This is a genomic window from Alphaproteobacteria bacterium, assembly GCA_025210155.1.
Classification (GTDB): domain Bacteria; phylum Pseudomonadota; class Alphaproteobacteria; order Rs-D84; family CASDRH01; genus JAOASE01.
In genome coordinates this window covers 1-19,180 of the sequence record JAOASE010000005.1, presented here as the reverse complement: position 1 = coordinate 19,180, position 19,180 = coordinate 1, and the positions used below count along the sequence as shown (strand labels likewise).

The window sequence follows — 19,180 nt, the reverse complement described above, 5'->3', positions numbered from 1 at the left end:
TTTTTGTGCTATAATTGCCCAAAGGTAAATAGTTTCAAGGAGAGATTATAATGTTCGGAAAAAGAAAATTTTCTAAGATTTCACAAGTATTGTTAGCTGTGTTTTTTGTTGCAGGCGTTGCAAATGAAAGTTATTCTAGAGGTGGGATATCTGGTTCGTCATCAAGCAAAAGAGCAGGCGCATCTAGTTCATCAAGAACTAGTGTTAGAGCAGGAAGCTCATCATCGAGAACTTCATCATCTAAAAGGGCCGGCGCATCATCAAGTAGTAAAAGATCAGGATCAATGACATCATCATCAAGATCTATATCAAGTAGATCTGGTAGTAGATCATCTGCTTCTTCATCTTCAAGAACAGGGTCTAGAAGTTCTTCGTCATCTGTGAGAGCAGCTACATTTTTTAATTCAGCATCAACATTCAATACAGTTTCTGCAATGGTTCAAGCAAGTGATCCTCAAACTCAAGCAGAAGCAGAGTGTATAACAGATTATGCATCTTGTATGGATATGTTAATACCTTACGTTATTTCTCAAAATCCATTTCTAAGAGATTCAGCGGAAGTTAACTCCATGCAAGCCGCAGATCACGATTTAAGATTTGTTTATGACGCAACAGCAGTTTCTGAAGATGGAACAGAATGTGATGGAAAAAATTGCGCAGAAGACTCTAGAGCATCTGTTTTATTCCGAAACTATAACTATTTTTGTTCGGAAGGTGGTATGTCTACGGCAAGAGACTGTAGAAATATCGGAGGTACATGGAATTCAGATGGTTATAAATGTTACGACGTAAGCGGAACTGGTTATACAGGAGCTTATGATGGAGCTAAAACATCAAATAAAGCTTATGCAAAACCAGATTCAAGAAATAACCCTAAAGAATTTGAAAATTGGGCAAATGAAGAAGCTACTTGTAAAGAATATGGTGGAGTTTGGTCTCAATGTATGCCAAAAGATAATAGTGTTACATCGACTTCTCTAAAAGACTTAAGAAGATGTTATTATGATAAAGAATCTTATTTAACTCAAAAAGGATCTAGATCATCTACAGCATACTACCAAGAACTTTCTAAAAGATTATCTCTTCCTGCAGGAGACCCAAATTCATTAAAAGTTGTTGATTTAAGTAGAACTATTATTTCAGCTTTAGGTTTCAAAACAGATGATATGCCAAAGATTGGAAATTCTAACTACTCATTCGCAGTTAGTGTAACTCCTCCAGCAACTATGTTGAATGCTTCAGTTTCTCTAGCTCAAATGGATGATATTTGTTTCATAGCAAGGGATGGAGACGATGACAAGGTAGATCAAAGAATTAGAATGAAGTCTAAAAAACTAGCTTCAGAATCTTATTATGGAGAACTAGTAGATTTAATTAAACAACTAGCATCTAGAGAGTACGTTGATGATAATAACAAAACTCACAACAACGCTTGTAAAGAAATTAGAGGTAGATTGAAAAAATTCTATCTAACAGGAATATCATCAGTTTTAGTAAATGATTCTGATACTTGTAGCGCCTTTTTAGGTGACTGGAGCTATTGCTATAATGGTGACAGAGAAAAAGGTGAAAAAGAATATTATTCTAAAGATGGGGGCTCTAACGGAGAAGAAGTTTGTACGGCAAGAAACGGAAGTTGGGATACAAGTAAGCATGGTTACTGTGTTTGGGAAAAGTCAGATGAAAGTGTTTGCGAACTTTTTGGAGCAGAAGCTATTTTAGACACAGAAGGAAATTTCAAAAGTTGTAATACTTCTATGAAAATATCAAATGCTGGTGACTGTGAAGGCTTTGGTTACTATTGGAATAGCAAGAGCGGTAAATGTTATACAAATGACAAATACACAACTCCAATTATTACACATAAAATTACTCTAGGTACTGATAAAAATAAAAGAGTAGAAGTTTTCCAAGTGTTTGATACGCCAAGAAAATCAAGTGCTAAATATGAACAAGCTCTTCAAGCTGAAAGACTTAGCTGGAGAAGCCAGGCGTCAGATTATATCATGGCAAATGCTGGTAAACTTGAAAACGATATTAAAAGACAAGAAATGGCTGACTTACTAGCAGATGCTGAAATGGCCAATGAATTATCTATGAGCCAACAAGAGCTTTTAGAAAAATGTAGTGAAGGTTTAAACAGCTGTATATATAAGGAATCTATTTGTGGAGAAAACGGAGCTAACTGTATCTCTGCAGATGGTTTCCAAGCTAGTAAATTGTCAATGGTTGGTCTAAGTTGTTACCCAACATATAAAAAATGCGTTCAAAATGTAGTAGATACAATTAACAAAGGAGCATCACCATTCTTATCAGAATACTTACAAAGCTTCAATGGAGATATGTATTGGAACTTAGCAAAACAATCTCTAGCAGAATCTTTATCTGAGATTTATGTTGAACAATTAGATGAATCTTGTAAAGAATCAGGTGGTTATGTTTCTAATGAAGAATGTATTGTTCCAATTTCTACAATGATAGATGAATTCGATGACGGTAGAATTAACGTTGGAGAAAAATTTGAATGTACTTACACATACACAGTTCCTGAAAAGAAAAAGGTTTATTGGTACGATGAATTTAAAGCTTATTCAGGAAAGGGTTGGTGTAGTAAAGATAGAAAGGGGGATAAGAATGAAGAAAAGTTAAATGGCTTCACAAATGCTTATCCAGTAAATAATACCTGCTCTGTAAGTGATAATATGAAATATCTTCAAGATGGTGTGAACCTTATGGGACAAAAAATACCAGTTTCTGAAGAACAATTACAAAAAGATGGCATAGATGCTGGTAGTTTAGTTGATGCTAGTAGTCAAACGGCTGCTGCTAAGTCAAGTGGTGGATATTGTAGAGTTAGTGGCGGTACTAAATTAAACGGTAGCTACAAACTTATAGATGCTTGTAAGAAGAGAAAAAGAAAGAAATATGAAGGTTATGGTAGAGTTTATTATTCAACTATCGTAGAAGCAACTTCAGCTCCAAAAACATATGAACTTGAATTAGGTAATGGAGTTCAATGTAATCCAGGGGTGTTCTCTCCAAAGGGTTGGGATGACTTTATCTCAGTTGCAAACGGAAATACTTCAGCAGAGTCTTCTGTGGAGCTAATGGGAGTTACAACTCTTTACTGTGATGCATTGGGTGGTACTAAAACAGTTAGTCCTGCATATGTTAAGAAGGACAGTGTAGTAGCTTGTAATACTCAATCAGCTGTTGATGGTAAAGCACCAGAAGGTTGTGAAGAAAATCCAATTGCATCTAAGTGTGTAGTTCCAGAATTTAGTCCATATTACTATATGATGTCTGAAATCATGGAAGCTATGAATATGTTCGATGACACGATAGATGAAGATAATTCAAACAGAAATGTTTATTAATAAATCAAAGCCTCCGAAAGGGGGCTTTTAAAATATATCATCTTCAAATCAAAATAATTTTCCTTTTTCCCTTTTCTTAAAGTCTAAATTATGTTATCATAAGACAATAGGAACGGAGAGGGCAAAGTTATCTATGTTAATTAACAACAAAAATATTTTAACAATATTAGCATTATCTATCCCATTTATTTCAGGGGGTAGTTCTTCTGCGCAATATTATTCAAATTATAATAAATATAAAGGTTCTCAAAGCTTTGTAGGTAATAAACCTAAGGCTGGATATACCTCTAATGCCCAATATTTCAATTCAAATACTCAATATGGATCTCCGTATACTACAACAAATATGCAATATAGATCTGGTTCTTCAAATTCTTACTATGCCCCTCAACAACCTGTAAGAGTTCAAAATACTCCGCAAAAACCAGCACCTATATTTGTTATAAATAATACTCAAAGAATGAGTAATCCAATACCAGGATATGGCGAAGTTCAAAATCCATATACAGATTCATCAAAATCAGGTTTCTACTTAGGTTTAGGTTATATGAATGCTAAAGACAAAGGTGATGGATTCGTATCTGATACAGAGGATGCTTTCATACCAGGTAATTGGAGTAAAGATGGAAATAACCTTGGTAAAGGCACTGGATTTTCAATTTCAATTGGTACACAAACTTCAGGGAATACAAGGTCAGAACTATCTTATAACTCTTATTCTGGTTTAGAATATGCTGATTTTGCAAAAGGTGGAACTGGGACTAAGTTGGACGCAGATTCGAATGAGGTAGAATATCTTAAAGAATATCAAAAAGAGAGTGGTGGTGGAGTTAATGTTGATGCATTTATGTTTAACACATACTACTCATTAGAAAATATGCTAGGTAATTTCTTAAATGGAATGATCAAGCCATATGCAGGTTTCGGTTTCGGTTTAGGTTTTGTAAAAGTAGATGACTACACTTTAAAAGATACATATGTAACTACAGTAAGTAGTACTGTAGACGGTCAAAATCCAGAATGTTTCGCAGCAAACGGATCTGTTATAGATTGTACAGATGTTTATGAAAATGGTACAGTTAAATACCAAGGAGATTCATCTAATAATTTCTCTTGGAATTATGAAGTTGGTTTATCATTTGATGCTGGTGACAATGTTTTATTAGATGTTTTCTATAGAAAATCTATGTATGGAGAAATCTCAACAGGTGGATCAGTAACTTCATCATATGATTTATCTTGGGAATTTGAAGTTGGTGCCTATGAAGCACAGTTCGGTCCTTGTCCAGGTAATGTAATACAGTTAGAAGATGGCGGGCCACAATACTGTTCTATAAATATGGATAAATCTAATGTGACAGAAAGTGCAACAGAATCTGCCGACATAGAATTAGAAGAAATCGGTATAAAATTAAGAACATTCTTCTAATAAAATTAAGTTTTAAAAAAAAGCCTCTCAATTGAGAGGTTTTTTAATTCCAAGTTTTAAGTGTTAAACAAGTATTTTGATTTAATATTTAAAAGACGCAGTTTAATTTATTCTTCAATAAATTTAACGGCTCTATCCATTCCATCTTCGGATATCCAATGACCAGTTGTTGGAGATGTTATATAGTCAAATTTAATTCCAGCATCATCTAACATTTCACATGCTTTTTCAAATAGCTCTAAAGGAACAACATCATCTATTTCCCCGTGGCACATTAACAAGGGTGTTTGCATGTTGACTCTATTTTCTATAGACGGGGGAAGGGCGAAACCTGAAAACGAAATACATTTATAAGGTGCGTCATTTTCAGAAGACGTAAGGGTATAATCTATAGCCAATGAAGCTCCTTGTGAAAATCCAACCAAAATCAAATCAGATTTAGTTAAATTTCTTTTTTCAAGTTCATTATTTATAATATTATCTAAATATTCTTTAGAAACTTCCATTTCATCTATAGATGTCTGAGAAATCTCCATAGGCTTTCCATAAGGCACAGTCTCCCAGAAACTACCTAATGAGAACCATTGAAGTCCAACACCTTGTTCACACGGATTAGGAGCTGCTACAGAGATAAAATCAATTCCATCTGCAAGATCTTCTCTTAATCTATCTTTAAAAACAGGAATTAAAGACTCCAAGTCTTTATCATCAGATCCATATCCATGTAATAAAATACATAATTTATTAATATTCATATAATATCTCCTAGTATAATTTTCTCAAATTATATGATATAAAGATACTGTCTTCAAGAAAATAAAAACCCCCTACCGTAATAAAACAGTAAGAGGTAGTTTTGCGTTATAGAGCAAAGCTCTAACAATCGGTTTTAATTACCATTGAGCAGCAAACTTAAGACCAACAACTTGATCTTCAGCACCACTAAGGTCATTAGCTCCATCATCGTAAGAGTAGTACACGCCCGCAACCATATCATTAGATAAATGATTGTTTAGTTGGAAAGTCCATCTATCTTTTTCTAAAACAGGTGCATCACTATTGTCTGAATAATCATATCTAACATTAGCAGACATATTTTCAGAGAATCTCCATTGAGCTTCCGCAGCATAGAAAGCTTCATTAGCATCATCCATAGAGCTATCTAAGAACCAGTTATAACCAGCTTCTACTGCCCAAGTCCAGTCCATATAGTTATGTCCTAACTCAACGGCAGCGCTAATTCTATCGTCATCCATTTCATCATAGCTGGCAGCTACATCAGATAGAGACAGTTTATCACTTGTATCCGCTACATAATCACCTTTGAAGTCTAATGTCCAAGCTTCATCTTTCATCATTCTCCAAGTCATACCAATTCCAATATCAGACATACCGTAATCATTGATATCATCATCGCCCCATGAATATCCTGTATAAATTCTAAGAGCCATAGAATCAGATATACCCATACCGAATTCTTGCGTCAATACAGCATCAGTTTCTTTATCATACATAGCTCCAAAACCTAAAGCAGTTTTCGAGTACGTCATACCATTTTCAGGCATATAAGTAGGATCTTCTAGATTAGTTTTCGCTTGAGCAGCAGATACGCTCAAAGCCATTCCGGCAACAGCCATAGTAAGTAATGAAATTTTTTTCATATTACCCTCCATAATTATTTAATTTTACAGCTAATTTTTACAACTAGCTATTAAAATTATTAAATCTAAGAGCAAATGAATCAAGTAAAAATATATCTCAACATACAGGAGTTCTCTTTTACCCATTGCCTAACAAGGCTTTAAGAAGGTTACAAAAAATATTTCTGATTGTTGCAATAAATTAGAAATAATAGTAAATTACTATTTTTAGTGATATTTGAGAAATAAGGTATTAATTAACTTTTTCCCCATCTAAAAGGCCAAAAAAGTCCTGTTTTTTAAGATATCCAGAAACACCCTTGATAGATATTTCACAAAAAGCAGAATCAATAGAGCATTTATCTATTTTGATAACATTACCATTACCAACTTTAGCAACTATAGTTTCATCTTCTCTAGATTCATATAATTTAGCATATCCACCAATATTAACAAAACCATATCTATTACCAGATAATTGAGATTTATGAATCCAAGCGTCAGATGCATCAACCATTTCTATAAGATACCAGTTATCAAATTCTTTAACAATTTTAACAGGCATATTTTTTCTTTTAAGAAGATATTTAATAGGGTAGTTTTTCCCAGGACCGAATCTAACATTTACTTCTTCAAACTTAACAGAAGCAAATCTAGGCAAAGGTTTCTTATTTATGTCTGAATTTATAATAGCAAATGCTGAACTAGCATTAATTAGTAATATAAATAAAAATATACAAGCCCCCTTAATAAAAGATGACACATTATTTAAAATATAAAAATTACTTACTTTTCTCAACATAAAATAAAAAACTCCTCTAAACGTATTATAGTACATTTTAAGGAGTTTTTAAAGTATTTTTTGAACTCTTAGAGTTATATTATTTATACTCTACCTTTTCAATTTCATAAGTTTTTGTGCCAGAAGGAGTTATAACATCAACTTCATCTTCTGCTTTTTTTCCTATTAAAGCTTTAGCTATAGGGGAATCCAAAGCAATTTTACCGTGAGCAAGATCTGCTTCAAATCTACCAACAATTTTATAAATTTTATCTTCTTCAGTATCAACATCAACTAAAGAAACAGTAGCTCCAAATTTAATAGTATCACCTGACATTCTAGCAGGATCAATAACTTCAGCTCTACCAATAATAGTTTCTAGTTCTTCGATTCTACCTTCGATAAAACCTTGTTGTTCTTTAGCAGAGTGATATTCTGCGTTTTCAGATAAATCGCCTAATTCTCTAGCTTCAGAGATAGCTTTGATAATAGCAGGTCTCTGATTTTGAATTAAGTCGTTGTGCTCAGCTTCAAGCTTTGCAAAACCTTCCGGTGTTAAAAAAATCTTTTCCATTTTAGTTACCTCATATTTAGTAATTGTTTTATTAGTGGCTTTTCATAAGCATTTTAGATAAAAACCACCATAATTTATTAGAAGAAAAAATAAACCCAACAATCTCCTTGGGTATCCTGATTCAAGAATTTACTATCCTTCCTCTTACATAAAGAATTATAGTAATAATTATATTTAAAATCAAGAAAATCTTTTAAAATAACTGTTTTTATTAAGTAAAATAATGTTTCTAAAAATAATAATAAATTCAGAGCAAGAGTAGTTTCTATTCAAAAATTGTTAAAAATGTTGCTTTTTAAAATCTTAAAAATTATAATTACCTCTATTCAAAAATTAACAAAGGAGAATAAAATGTTTTCTTATAACGCTGAAATAGTAGAGATTCAGAAAGTAACAGACGAAATTAAAACTTTTAAAGTTAAATTAAAAAGTGGCCAACCACTAAATTATAAAGCAGGTCAATTCACAACACTAGGTGTTTTATTAAAAGATAACGAAAAATACGATTATGACAAAGGTGCATTCGTAGAAGATAATGAGTTACCTAAAAAAGAAAGAGGTAACTGGTTAATCAGAGCTTACTCAATCACATCAGCTCCTCAAGTAGATGAAAACGAAATCCATTTTTATATAGTTAATGTTGAAAAAGGTGCATTAACAACAAAATTATTCGAACTAGAAGTAGGTGATGAAGTTTACCTAGGTGAAAGAGCGATCGGTCACATGAACATGGAAGATGTTGAAGAAGATGCAAATATCGTTCTTCTTGCAACTGGTACAGGTCTTGCACCACTTAGATCTCTAGTTAGAGGTTGGAAAGATACTATGTTCAACGGAAAAAGAAAAGTAGCATTATTCATGGGTGTTAGACACGAACATGAAATCGGATACAGAGAAGAATTAGAAGGATTTGAAAAAGAATGTAAAGACTTTAACTTCTTCCCAGTTCTATCTAGAGCAACAGAAGGTTGGACAGGAACTTCAGGATACGTTCAAGAAATAATGACTGATAAGCTAAAAGAAGCTTGGGGCGTAGACGAACCATTTATTCCAAATAAAACTTATATTTTCATTTGTGGTAATCCAATTATGTGTGATCAAGCCATGGAACTGCTAGAAAGCAAAGGCTTAAAAAGAAACACAATGAAAGAAAAAGGTGAAATCCGTTGCGATAAGCACTAAAAATAAATATCCTCGAGCAACCCTCGGGGATTTTAATTATAGGAAAGGTAATAAGTTGCTAACAAAAGTTGAAATAGAAAAATATGCAGATGTTATGATTTGGGCATTAGAAAAAGCAGGGGAAGAAACAGGTAAGACTTTTAAGGAGGGAGATTTAATCTCTCTAATGTTTGAAAGAACTGCATTTGATTTAGCAGAATCTATTTATGAAAAATGTATTAAAAGAGGATGGAACGTATCATTAAATATAGCTCAAACTCCAAACATGAAAAAATCTTTTTATGAAAATGCCAATGAAAATCAGTTGAATTATTTACCAGATTGGGCATTAGAAAAAAGAAAAAATGTGAGTGGATTAATAGCTTTACTTTCGAATGAAGATTTACTGTCATTAAAAGATGCAGATCCGCAAAAGATATCAACATTTATGAAATCTAGAAAACCTATTAAAGATATAATCAAAACTAGAGAGCAAAATGGGGATTATTCTTGGACATTATGTCTTTGGCCAACAGAAAGCATGGCAAAACAAGCTGGGCTATCTCTGGATGAAATGTTCGAACAAGTTAAGGAAGTATGCTTCTTAGATAAAGAAAATCCTGTGGAAGAATGGAATAAATTAATAGATTATAATCAAAAAGTATGTTCTTGGTTAAAAGATCTAGATATAGAAGAATTTCATGTAAAATCACAAAACGTAGATCTTACTGTAGGACTAGGTGAAAAAAGACAATATTTAAGTACATCTGGGCATAATATACCATCTTTTGAAATATTTACGTCTCCTGATTGCAAAAATATCAATGGAAAATACTATGTAGATAGACCTATATTCATGCTTGGAAATAAAATAGAAAAAGTTTCTATGGAATTTAAAGATGGAAAATGTATTAAAATGTCTGCTGAAAAAGGAGAAGATTTTTTAAGAAAACAAATGGAAATAGATGAGGGGGCTTCAATGATAGGAGAATTCTCACTAACAGATAAACGTTTTTCTAAAATTAATAAATTTATGGCAGAAATACTATATGATGAAAACTATGGAGGACCTCATGGGAATTGCCACATAGCAATAGGAAGTTCCTTCGCAAATAGCTATACAGGAAATCAAAAAGATATAAAAACTGATGATCAAAAAATTAGCAAAGGACTAAATGTTTCAGCAATTCACTGGGATTTAATAAACGCAGAGGATAAAGAAGTAACTGCTAAATTAAAAGATGGCAGAGAAGTCTTGATTTATAAAGATGGACAGTTTACACTAGATTAACAATAAAGGATAAGGGGTTTTAAAATGAATAAAAAAAATCTAAATAAAAAAACAGCTAAAGCTAAAAGAATTAATTGGGCAAATATAATGGTTTATTTCCGTTTTGCTTTAATTCCAGTAATAATGTTTACAATGTTATCTAAGGACTTATTAATGGCAAACGTTATATCTGTTTGTTTATATTACTTAGCTTGTATCACAGATCTTTTCGATGGATGGTGGGCAAGAAAACATGATATGGTAACAGATTTAGGAAAAGTTTTAGATCCAATAGCGGATAAAGTAGCAGTTCTTTGTATTTTCTTAGTTTTAGCAAAAACAAAGTTTGGAGCTTTAGAGATTTTATTATCAGGACTAATTATTTTTAGAGAAATCTTGGTTTCAGGTGTTAGAGAATTCACTGCGGTTAAAGGTCATAAGATAGAAGTGTCTTATATAGCTAAATGGAAAACAACATTTCAAATGTTTGCCGTTGGGGGTCTTATGTTAGGAACAACATCTCCTCAAATGGTTTGTGCAGGAAGTAAAATGAGTTCTATGTTCCTATATTACTTTATGCCTCTTGTATACAAATTCGGCCTTGTGTTTTTAGCTATCTCTACTGTTTTAACGGTTTTAACAGGATGGCAATACTTTAAAGGTTCTATAAAATATATGAAATAATAACATATAATAGTTTAAAAAATAAAGCTCCTAATTAGGGGCTTTATTATAATTTAGCATCACGTAATTAAAAATGTTTCCAATTGCAAAGAAGCAAAGAAACAACATCAGCATCAAAGACTTATAAGTAATAAGGGTTGTCATCACCCCATCAAGCATAGACGGATATATTTCTCTAAAAACAAATCCTTCCATAGCCCCAATCATAACCATTAAGGTAATAAAAGAAAGTAGGGCAATCTTTCCGAATCTTTTCAAGTATAACATGGGTTTAAAATTTAGTTTTAGATTGTTACAATAATTAAATTATTAAGTTTAATTACTTTAACTTCAAATAAAATTTATTTTCTTAATATTAATTCAAAGTTGAATTCTTTTAATTTATCTAAAAAATCATCATCAATAAAGAACGAATTAATTTCCCTATCTGTAGGCTCCATATCACTATCAGATACAGTTATATATTTTTGCAAAGCATAGTGAGAAACTCCCATATCATTACACATGTTAGCAATCTCTAAAACATCATACTTATTTACATACTTAGGATAGCATGTAGTCCTAACTTCAAACTTTTTATTTGCTTGAATCAGAACTTCAAGGGAGGATCTTATATCATTGAAATGATTCGATTTTTTATTACACGACAATTCATGATACTTTTTCTCAGAAGTTTTAATATCAAGTCCAACCCAATCAACTTTATCAATTATTTTTTTAAGATTTTCAGGTAAAACACCATTAGTATGAAGTCCTATTTTAAAGTCGGGATTAATATCTTTTACTTCATCAATAGCAGTAAGTAATTCATCCACTTGAACTAACGCTTCCCCGCCAGAAAAAACTACTGCATCAAGAAAGTTTTTTCTATCATTAATTTTACTTAAAACACTGTCCCAATTTTTTTTAAATTGCTCAACATAATCATCTTTAGATACTATCAGATTTGTTTCAGGATTCGAGCAATAAGCACAGTCTAAATTACACCCCTGTAGAAATACAACACAAGAAATTTTACCTGGATAGTCTATAGTAGTAAATGGTTCAAAGCCACTTAAAATAACTTTAGATTTTTGTATCATAATTTCTACTTTCCTTTTTCTAACAAATGTTGTATCTCAAACAAGATTTCTATATATTTTTGAAACTTTTAACTTTGAATCAATTCTTTAATTAATCATTGAAGCAAGTTGATTCGACTCATTTTTTTATTATAGGGTGAAAAATCTTCCACCCTACAATTAATCCACAAGTTTTGACAATTTTAACAATGTAAAATATTATATTATTTTAAAACTTTAGCTAAGGTTTTGAGAGCATCCACAAGCATTTTCTTTAAAATATTTTCTTTCTTTAAATTCAGATTTTTTACCAATGTTAAAATTATTGAATGGTCTAATAAAGCCCATAACTTTTGTCCAAACTTCGCATTTAGTTCTTTTTGAATTATCCATTGTTCTTTCCTCCTTTTTTATTGTTATTGTTTAGTTTAAAAATTTCCTATTATACAATTTGCTTAGATAATTTTCTCTCAATAGAATTCATTTGAATTAATCTATGTTCTTTTTCAAATTGATCAAATTTCATATCTAATTTATCATTAGCTTTATTAATGTCATCCTCATTAATAATAGCTTCAATCATTTGAATTGTAACATCATCTAAACTTTCATCATCTCTAACTGTTTTTTCTAGATTATCATCGTCCAGTAGGTGAGTAATTCTTTCTGCAATAGCAGTGTCAGAAACAGTAGTTTTCCACGATCCAACTTCAAAGTGATGATTTGTATATTTTTTAAATTCACGATCTCTTTCTCTAACTTCACCATCTACAGTTACTTCTTTTAAAGCCATTTCTATTCTCCTTCCTACTTATTAATTATTTTTAGCTTCTTCTCTAGCCAATTCTTCGTCACATTTCGGACAATATTCATGATGTCCAGAAAGGTATCCATGCTTAGGGCAAACAGAGAAAGTTGGTTGTACAGATATATAAGGTAATCTATAAGTCTCTAAAGACTTTCTAATAATGTTTTTACAAACTTCTGAAGAAGATATGGCTTCACTCATATATAAGTGTAACACAGTACCACCAGTATATTTAGTTTGTAATTTATCTTGTAGTTCCAAAGCTTCAAAAGGATCGTCAGTGTGTCCAACTGGAATTTGAGATGAATTTGTATAGTAAGGAGCATCTTCAAAACCAGCTTGAATGATATCTTCAAATCTCTTATCATCTTCTTTTGCAAATCTATAAGTAGTTCCTTCGGCAGGAGTTGCTTCTAGGTTATATAGATTTCCAGTTTCTTCTTGGAATTGAACCATTCTATCTCTAATGTAAGTTAAGAATTCTTCCGCAAACTTCACACCTTCTTCAGAAGTTATATCAATTTTATCATCAGTAAAGTTTCTAATCATTTCATTCATACCATTAACACCAATAGTAGAGAAGTGAGTTCTATAAGATCCTCCTAAATATCTTCTCGTATATGGGTACAAACCACCTTCTAAGAATTTAGTAAGAGTTTTCCTCTTAATCTCAAGAGAGTTTTTGGCAAGCTCTAACAAATGATCTAAGTTGTAATATAGAGCTTCTTTATTTCCTTTATAAAGGTATCCAAGTCTAGCACAATTAACAGTAACCACACCAATTGACCCAGTTTGCTCACCAGAACCAAATAGCCCACCCATTCTTGATTTAAGCTCTCTCAAATCCATTTGAAGTCTACAACACATAGATCTAACATCAGTCGGTTTCAAATCAGAATTTAAGAAGTTTTGGAAGTATGGAGTACCATATTTAGCAGCCATACCAAATATCATATTAGAAATATCGCTATCCCAATCCATATCATGAGTTATGTTGTAAGTTGGAATAGGGAATGTAAATGGTCTACCTTTGATATCACCTTTAGTCATAACTTCGATATATGCTTTATTAACCATATCCATTTCTTCTTGAAGATCACCATAAGTGAAATCCATTTCTTCACCACCAATCATAGGCTTATTATCTTTAACATCTTTAGGGCAAACTATATCAAATGTAAAGTTTGTGAAAGGTGTTTGAGTTCCCCATCTGCATGGTATAGATAAGTTAAAAATAAGTTCTTGTATATTTTGATATACTTGTTTGTACGATAATTTATCAACTCTAACAAAAGGAGCTAAGTAAGTGTCTACAGATGAGAATGCTTGCGCACCAGCCCATTCATTTTGTAGTACACCAAAGAAGTTAACCATTTGGCTTACAGCTGATGTTAAATGTTTAGGCGCAGAAGATTCAAGATATCCAGGAACACCATTAAATCCTTCAGCAAGTAATTGTCTCAAAGACCACCCAGCACAATATCCAGTTAACATACCCAAGTCATGAATATGAAAATCTGCATTTTTATGCGCAGCAGCAATTTCTTTAGGGTAAATTGTTGATAGCCAATAGTTAGCGGTTAATTTTTCAGAGTTTTTAAGAATTAATCCACCAATAGAATATCCAATATTAGCATTTTCATTAATTCTCCAATCTAAGTTTTTAAGGTATTCTTCAATAGTATCTTCTACATCGATTTTAGCTTTTTCATTACTTCTTTGTTCGTCTCTTTTCTTTCTATATAATATATATGCTTTAGAAGTTTCAAAGAACCCGGCGTCAGCAATTTTCTTTTCAACGATATCTTGAACTTTTTCTACATAAATATTAGCGCCATTAGTTGCATTAGAAATTGAATTTAATTCATCTATAACTTTATTTGTAACGTTAATAACATCTTCTTCGCTCATATCAGCATTAACTCTAGATGCCCCATAAATAGCAGCATATATTTTCTCAATATCAAAGTCTATTGCTTCCCCATCTCTGTTAACGAATCGTTCAACTTTACATTTTTTAAGTTTAGCTCTATCTATATCATTGATTTTATAAGAATTATTCATTTTGCTTCCCCTTTCATTCCTTGTTATATACAATATATAGTGTTTGGTAATTGCAGTCAACAACTATATATGGAAAAAATCGTTTTTTTGATAATTTTTTTTCTTGACTCAAAAAAAAGCTAAATAAAACAGTGATTTCGAAATTAATCTATGTTATAATCAAAAAAAAGAGACGAAATAATAAGTAAAAAAATAATTAAATTTAATGTATTTTTATATAAAAAAGAGAAAGGTTTTGTAGTATGTTTTTTTTAGGTTTTGCAACGACTTTAATAATACTTTTAATAATTTTCTGGAGCATGTTTAGTGTCAGATATATTGATTCTATTCAAGGCTTCCAAGGTTTATCATCTTTGGGCATTTTTGAGTTCTCAGGATTGATAGAAACAATAGTTTTTCCAGCAATATTAATGTTAATAGTTTTAGCTCTGTGTTACGTGGCTTATCTAGCTTTCAGAGTTAAAGGAGGAATCGAATCGTTTCAGAATCTTACAGAAAGAAACCAAACTTATTTCGCAAATGTAATTAGAAATTTAAATGAATCAAATCAATCAGTAGTTTCTTCAAACTTTTTTAAGATTCTTGACTATGTTTTTGACGACATGGCAGAAAAAATTCTTCAAATTTTAAAAAAATCAGAACTTGTAAATTCTATGGCTATTAAAGCTGAAATGGAGAAGGGAAGCGAAAAATATATTAGTAAAGCTTGCCGAATCTTCTTAGCGATAGAAGATGGAAATCCAAACTTCTGGGAAACTATTAGAAAAAATGTTAAAAAAGATGAAGCTCTTTTAGAAATGGTTTTAGATTTTCTTGATTCTTATGAAAATTTACAAAAAGCATTAAAAGATAGAGGCGGAGATATACTTCTTCAAGATTTTGTATCAAAAGGTCCTCTTGGAAAAGTAGTAGCTATATTAAATAAAGTTAAAATCTCAGTTTAATAAAAAATTCTGAGTAGATATGAAAAAGGATTCGCTATTGCGAATCCTTTATGTTTTTAATATTCCTCGTAGACTGGGGATATATCCTCAATGCACTCGAAAATTATATTAAGTAATTCTCCGGCTTTTTGTACTTCTTCAAGATTTACAGCATCCCAAACAAATCTTCCTAAGAAAGAGCTTTCTAAATTCTCTCTCAATTCATTAATGGCATTATTATCGCTTATATCGATATTTTTTCTACCGGAATAATTTCCCAAATTAAAAACTTCAGCTATGATATCTTTAATTCTTTCTCTATCATTACCTTCACCCTGGATATAAAGATCGTCTTCAAACATATAAAAATTATTAGATTTAAACTTTTTTTCACAAGAAAATATTACTAACGAGAAGTTGACTTGTCAATATCTTTTTAACAATCGCTTTAACAAAGATTTTAAATATAAAAAATCCTCGAGTTAATCGAGGAAATTTATATCAAATATATTATATTATTATAATAAATCTAAATCGAATCTAGCTTCATCACTCAATCTTTCCATAGTCCACTGAGGTTCCCAAATAAGATTTACAGTAACTTTACCAACACCTTCTAAGTCAGATATAGAAATAGCCACAGCATTAATCAATTGCTCACCATAAGGGCAGGTAGGGCTAGTTAAAGTCATATCAACAATAACATTGCCTTTTTTATCTAACCTATGATCGTATATAAGTCCTAAATTAAATACATCTACACCTACATCTGGATCTTCCACAACCTTAATTGCATTTTCCACCATCTTAAGGTCTTGAAGAGGTGTTTCATTATCTTTAAGTTCTTCACCATATTCAACAGAAAAATCCTTAAGATTTTCTGGTATTTCAATTTTCATTCCAGTATTGTTTTGTGGTATATTTTCGATTCCTTTTGTCATTTAATTTCCTTTTTACTTTAACATATTTACTACTTTATGCATTTTTTCAACAAATATATCTATATCTTTCTCTTCATTATAAATACCAAAAGATATTCTAAAAGAGTGAGTTATATTTAATTTATAGTGCAATGGATCAGCACAGCTAGTACCAACTCTTAAACAAACTCCACTTTGCCCCATAAGAACGGCAAAATCAAAAGCATTAATTCCATCTATATTGAAAGATATTATAGAAGACCTAGTCTTTTCACTATCAGTACCAAGTAGATTAACAAAATCTATTTCTTTCATCTTCTCAAGAGCATATTTAGTAAGTTTTTCATCATGCTTAATAATTTCTTCATATCCAATTTCAGAAACAAAATCTAAAGCAGATCCAAGCCCAACAATTTGAGCTATAGGTAATGTACCAGCTTCAAAACAAGTAGGGAATTTATTTAATTTAACAACCCCATCAATTATATTAACTCTAGAAACAGTCCCACCACCAAGTTTGTATGGCTTTAAAATATTATGCTTTGATTTATGGCAATATAAAACTCCCACTCCAGTAGGTCCATAAATCTTATGAGAAGAAAAACATGCAAAGTCTACATTCCATTTTTTCAAATCGACAGGTCTGTGAACTATATACTGACACAAGTCTAAATTTATTAGTATATTAGAATTTAATTCACTCTCCTTATTTCTAATTAAAGAAACTACATTCTCTATATTAATAATAGTACCTAATACATTCGACATAGGAGAAAATGAAATCATCCTAGTATTCTCATTTATAAGAGAGTTTAATTTCTCAAAATCAAAACTACCATCATCATTCATTTCTAAAACATTTAATTTAATATCTTTTTTCTCAGCCAATAAATGCCATGGCAATATATTAGAATGATGTTCAGTATCAGTAATTATAACCTCATCTCCATCATTAAAATAATCAGCTAGGGCACCAGCTAATATATTAATAGATTCTGTCGCGCCACCTGTAAATAATATTTCATCAGCATCTTCAGCATTAATAAAGTTTTTAACTTTACCTCTAACACCTTCAACAATACTAGTTACATTTTCTGATAAAGGACAAGCCCCCCTAGATGAATTGGAATAATCATTCTCATAAAAATTCTTAATAGAATCAATTACAACCTGAGGTTTTTGCGCAGAAGAAGCGGAATCTAAATACACAAGATCCTTTTTATTATTAAAGATTGGAAATATTTTTTTACTCAATTTCATTTTTAATACCCTTGATATTTGAATAACGTGACCCTATAATATAATTTATAAAATTAACTTTCAACACAATATTTATTACAAAAGGAGAACTGATATGAAGTCGTTAGATAAAAGTAATTTCGAAGAAACAATTTCTCAAGACAAATTAACATTTGTAGATTTTTGGGCGGAGTGGTGTGGCCCTTGCCGTATGCTAATGCCAATAGTTGAAGAAATTTCTTCAGAAATTGGTGATAAAGCTAACATCTGTAAAGTTAACGTGGATGAAGCTCCAGAGATAGCATCTAAATTTAATATAAGAAGTATTCCAACAATGATTCTATTTAAAAATGGTGAACCAGTAGAAACTGTAGTTGGCGCAAAATCTAAAGCTGAAATTTTAGACTTGCTAAATTCTAATATTTAATCTAAGTTGTATTAAGTCAAAAAATAAAACAGGGGAATTAGTATGACAAAAGCTATTGAACTACCAAAGGGATATCTACCTTCTGAAACAGAAGAGTTTATGAACCCAATGCAGCTAGAATATTTTAAAAGAAAACTAGTGGCACACAGAGATGCACTAATAAAAGAAACAGAAGAAACTCTTGCAAAATTAAAGCAAGAAAGTCGTTCTGACTCAACAGAAGTAAAAGACGAAGTTGATGTTGCTAACGATGAAGCTGCAAAAATGTTAGAAATAAGAATAGCAGATAGATACAGAAAGCTTCTTAAAAAGATAGATGCTGCCCTTGGAAGAATTGAAACAGGAACTTATGGTTATTGTATCAAATCTGGAGATCCAATTGCTCTAGGAAGATTAGAAGCAAAACCAGACGCAACTATGAGTATTGAATCACAAATTCAACACGATTTAGATAAAAATGATAAAGTTTAATTAAGCTTTTGAATTAAAAATATAAAAGAAGATTGTTCAATAGAGCAATCTTTTTTATTTTAACTTGTTCAAATACGGTGAATAAAAAATAAACCCCAGGAGAACCTTACCATTATCCCTGGAGTCTAATTTCAAAATTTGGAGGTCGGTACCGGAAACAAAGTAGAACTGAAAGATTTCGAAGTTTACAGAAATCGCAACAGTTCGTTTACGTGTTACTGCAAGCAAGAACTTTAGTTCGTCAGCGGCAGATTTTAACTTGTTCAAATACGGTGAATAAAAAATAAACCCCAGGAGAACCTTACCATTATCCCTGGAGTCTAATTTCAAAATTTGGAGGTCGGTACCGGA

At 31.4% G+C, this 19,180-nt stretch carries 20 protein-coding genes; 8 read left to right on the top strand and 12 right to left on the bottom strand.

The window, feature by feature from the left end:
* Positions 1 to 50 precede the first annotated feature (50 nt).
* Both N4A44_01610 and N4A44_01605 read left to right on the top strand, forming a co-directional pair.
* A complete protein-coding gene (locus N4A44_01610) occupies positions 51 to 3,377 on the top strand; it encodes a hypothetical protein (protein ID MCT4552342.1) in 3,327 nt (1,108 codons plus the stop codon).
* A gap of 133 nt (positions 3,378 to 3,510) precedes the next feature.
* A complete protein-coding gene (locus tag N4A44_01605) occupies positions 3,511 to 4,806 on the top strand; it encodes a hypothetical protein (protein ID MCT4552341.1) in 1,296 nt (431 codons plus the stop codon).
* A gap of 107 nt (positions 4,807 to 4,913) precedes the next feature.
* Here the strand turns inward: N4A44_01605 and N4A44_01600 are convergent, their stop codons facing one another.
* The 4 genes from N4A44_01600 to greA form a co-directional block, all read right to left on the bottom strand.
* Positions 4,914 to 5,561 carry a prolyl oligopeptidase family serine peptidase gene (locus tag N4A44_01600; GenBank protein MCT4552340.1) on the bottom strand — a complete coding sequence of 216 codons (648 nt, stop codon included), beginning with the start codon at positions 5,559 to 5,561 and terminating at the stop codon, positions 4,914 to 4,916.
* A 138-nt stretch (positions 5,562 to 5,699) separates the two neighbouring features.
* Positions 5,700 to 6,467, bottom strand: a complete 768-nt coding sequence (locus N4A44_01595; protein ID MCT4552339.1) for a hypothetical protein — start codon at positions 6,465 to 6,467, stop codon at positions 5,700 to 5,702.
* Positions 6,468 to 6,699: 232 nt separating this feature from the next.
* Positions 6,700 to 7,248, bottom strand: a complete 549-nt coding sequence (locus N4A44_01590) for an SH3 domain-containing protein (GenBank protein ID MCT4552338.1) — start codon at positions 7,246 to 7,248, stop codon at positions 6,700 to 6,702.
* Between the two features lie 79 nt (positions 7,249 to 7,327).
* Complete coding sequence (greA, locus tag N4A44_01585) at positions 7,328 to 7,801, bottom strand: transcription elongation factor GreA (GenBank protein MCT4552337.1); 474 nt, start codon at positions 7,799 to 7,801, stop codon at positions 7,328 to 7,330.
* Positions 7,802 to 8,152: 351 nt separating this feature from the next.
* Here greA and N4A44_01580 point away from each other — a divergent pair, with 351 nt between their 5' ends.
* Genes N4A44_01580 through pgsA form a run of 3 tightly spaced genes read left to right on the top strand, consistent with a single transcriptional unit; the run spans position 8,153 to position 10,916 of the window.
* Positions 8,153 to 8,983, top strand: coding sequence for a hypothetical protein (locus N4A44_01580; GenBank protein MCT4552336.1), 831 nt, complete (start codon positions 8,153 to 8,155; stop codon positions 8,981 to 8,983).
* Between the two features lie 55 nt (positions 8,984 to 9,038).
* A complete protein-coding gene (locus N4A44_01575) occupies positions 9,039 to 10,253 on the top strand; it encodes an aminopeptidase (protein ID MCT4552335.1) in 1,215 nt (404 codons plus the stop codon).
* Between the two features lie 24 nt (positions 10,254 to 10,277).
* The gene (pgsA, locus tag N4A44_01570; protein ID MCT4552334.1) at positions 10,278 to 10,916 is read left to right on the top strand and encodes a CDP-diacylglycerol--glycerol-3-phosphate 3-phosphatidyltransferase; all 639 of its coding nucleotides are present in this window, start codon (positions 10,278 to 10,280) and stop codon (positions 10,914 to 10,916) included.
* A gap of 341 nt (positions 10,917 to 11,257) precedes the next feature.
* Here pgsA and N4A44_01565 read toward each other — a convergent pair whose 3' ends face one another.
* The 4 genes from N4A44_01565 to N4A44_01550 all read right to left on the bottom strand — a co-directional run bounded on the left by N4A44_01565 (position 11,258) and on the right by N4A44_01550 (position 14,849).
* On the bottom strand, positions 11,258 to 11,998 hold the full coding sequence (locus N4A44_01565) for an anaerobic ribonucleoside-triphosphate reductase activating protein (protein ID MCT4552333.1): 741 nt from the start codon (positions 11,996 to 11,998) through the stop codon (positions 11,258 to 11,260).
* A gap of 216 nt (positions 11,999 to 12,214) precedes the next feature.
* Positions 12,215 to 12,370 carry an anaerobic ribonucleoside-triphosphate reductase gene (locus N4A44_01560; protein MCT4552332.1) on the bottom strand — a complete coding sequence of 52 codons (156 nt, stop codon included), beginning with the start codon at positions 12,368 to 12,370 and terminating at the stop codon, positions 12,215 to 12,217.
* Between the two features lie 49 nt (positions 12,371 to 12,419).
* Entirely contained in the window at positions 12,420 to 12,770 is a 351-nt protein-coding gene (locus tag N4A44_01555) for a hypothetical protein (protein MCT4552331.1), read from the bottom strand.
* Positions 12,771 to 12,791: 21 nt separating this feature from the next.
* The gene (locus tag N4A44_01550) at positions 12,792 to 14,849 is read right to left on the bottom strand and encodes a ribonucleoside triphosphate reductase (protein ID MCT4552330.1); all 2,058 of its coding nucleotides are present in this window, start codon (positions 14,847 to 14,849) and stop codon (positions 12,792 to 12,794) included.
* A 242-nt stretch (positions 14,850 to 15,091) separates the two neighbouring features.
* On the opposite strand from N4A44_01550, the gene N4A44_01545 reads away from it, so the two are divergent.
* On the top strand, positions 15,092 to 15,793 hold the full coding sequence (locus N4A44_01545; GenBank protein ID MCT4552329.1) for a hypothetical protein: 702 nt from the start codon (positions 15,092 to 15,094) through the stop codon (positions 15,791 to 15,793).
* 56 nt (positions 15,794 to 15,849) lie between these two features.
* On the opposite strand, the gene N4A44_01540 is transcribed toward N4A44_01545, so the two are convergent.
* The 3 genes from N4A44_01540 to N4A44_01530 all read right to left on the bottom strand — a co-directional run bounded on the left by N4A44_01540 (position 15,850) and on the right by N4A44_01530 (position 17,952).
* Complete coding sequence (locus N4A44_01540) at positions 15,850 to 16,134, bottom strand: hypothetical protein (protein MCT4552328.1); 285 nt, start codon at positions 16,132 to 16,134, stop codon at positions 15,850 to 15,852.
* Positions 16,135 to 16,290: 156 nt separating this feature from the next.
* Positions 16,291 to 16,713, bottom strand: a complete 423-nt coding sequence (locus tag N4A44_01535) for a metal-sulfur cluster assembly factor (protein ID MCT4552327.1) — start codon at positions 16,711 to 16,713, stop codon at positions 16,291 to 16,293.
* A gap of 12 nt (positions 16,714 to 16,725) precedes the next feature.
* Positions 16,726 to 17,952: a cysteine desulfurase gene (locus N4A44_01530; GenBank protein MCT4552326.1), complete on the bottom strand. Its 1,227-nt coding sequence runs from the start codon at positions 17,950 to 17,952 to the stop codon at positions 16,726 to 16,728.
* Positions 17,953 to 18,046: 94 nt separating this feature from the next.
* Between N4A44_01530 and trxA the strand changes: the two genes are divergently transcribed.
* Positions 18,047 to 18,358: a thioredoxin gene (gene trxA, locus N4A44_01525; protein MCT4552325.1), complete on the top strand. Its 312-nt coding sequence runs from the start codon at positions 18,047 to 18,049 to the stop codon at positions 18,356 to 18,358.
* A 42-nt stretch (positions 18,359 to 18,400) separates the two neighbouring features.
* On the top strand, positions 18,401 to 18,829 hold the full coding sequence (locus N4A44_01520) for a TraR/DksA C4-type zinc finger protein (protein MCT4552324.1): 429 nt from the start codon (positions 18,401 to 18,403) through the stop codon (positions 18,827 to 18,829).
* 54 nt (positions 18,830 to 18,883) lie between these two features.
* Here N4A44_01520 and N4A44_01515 read toward each other — a convergent pair.
* Positions 18,884 to 19,180: hypothetical protein (locus N4A44_01515; protein ID MCT4552323.1), on the bottom strand; the 297-nt coding region annotated here is incomplete at its 5' end.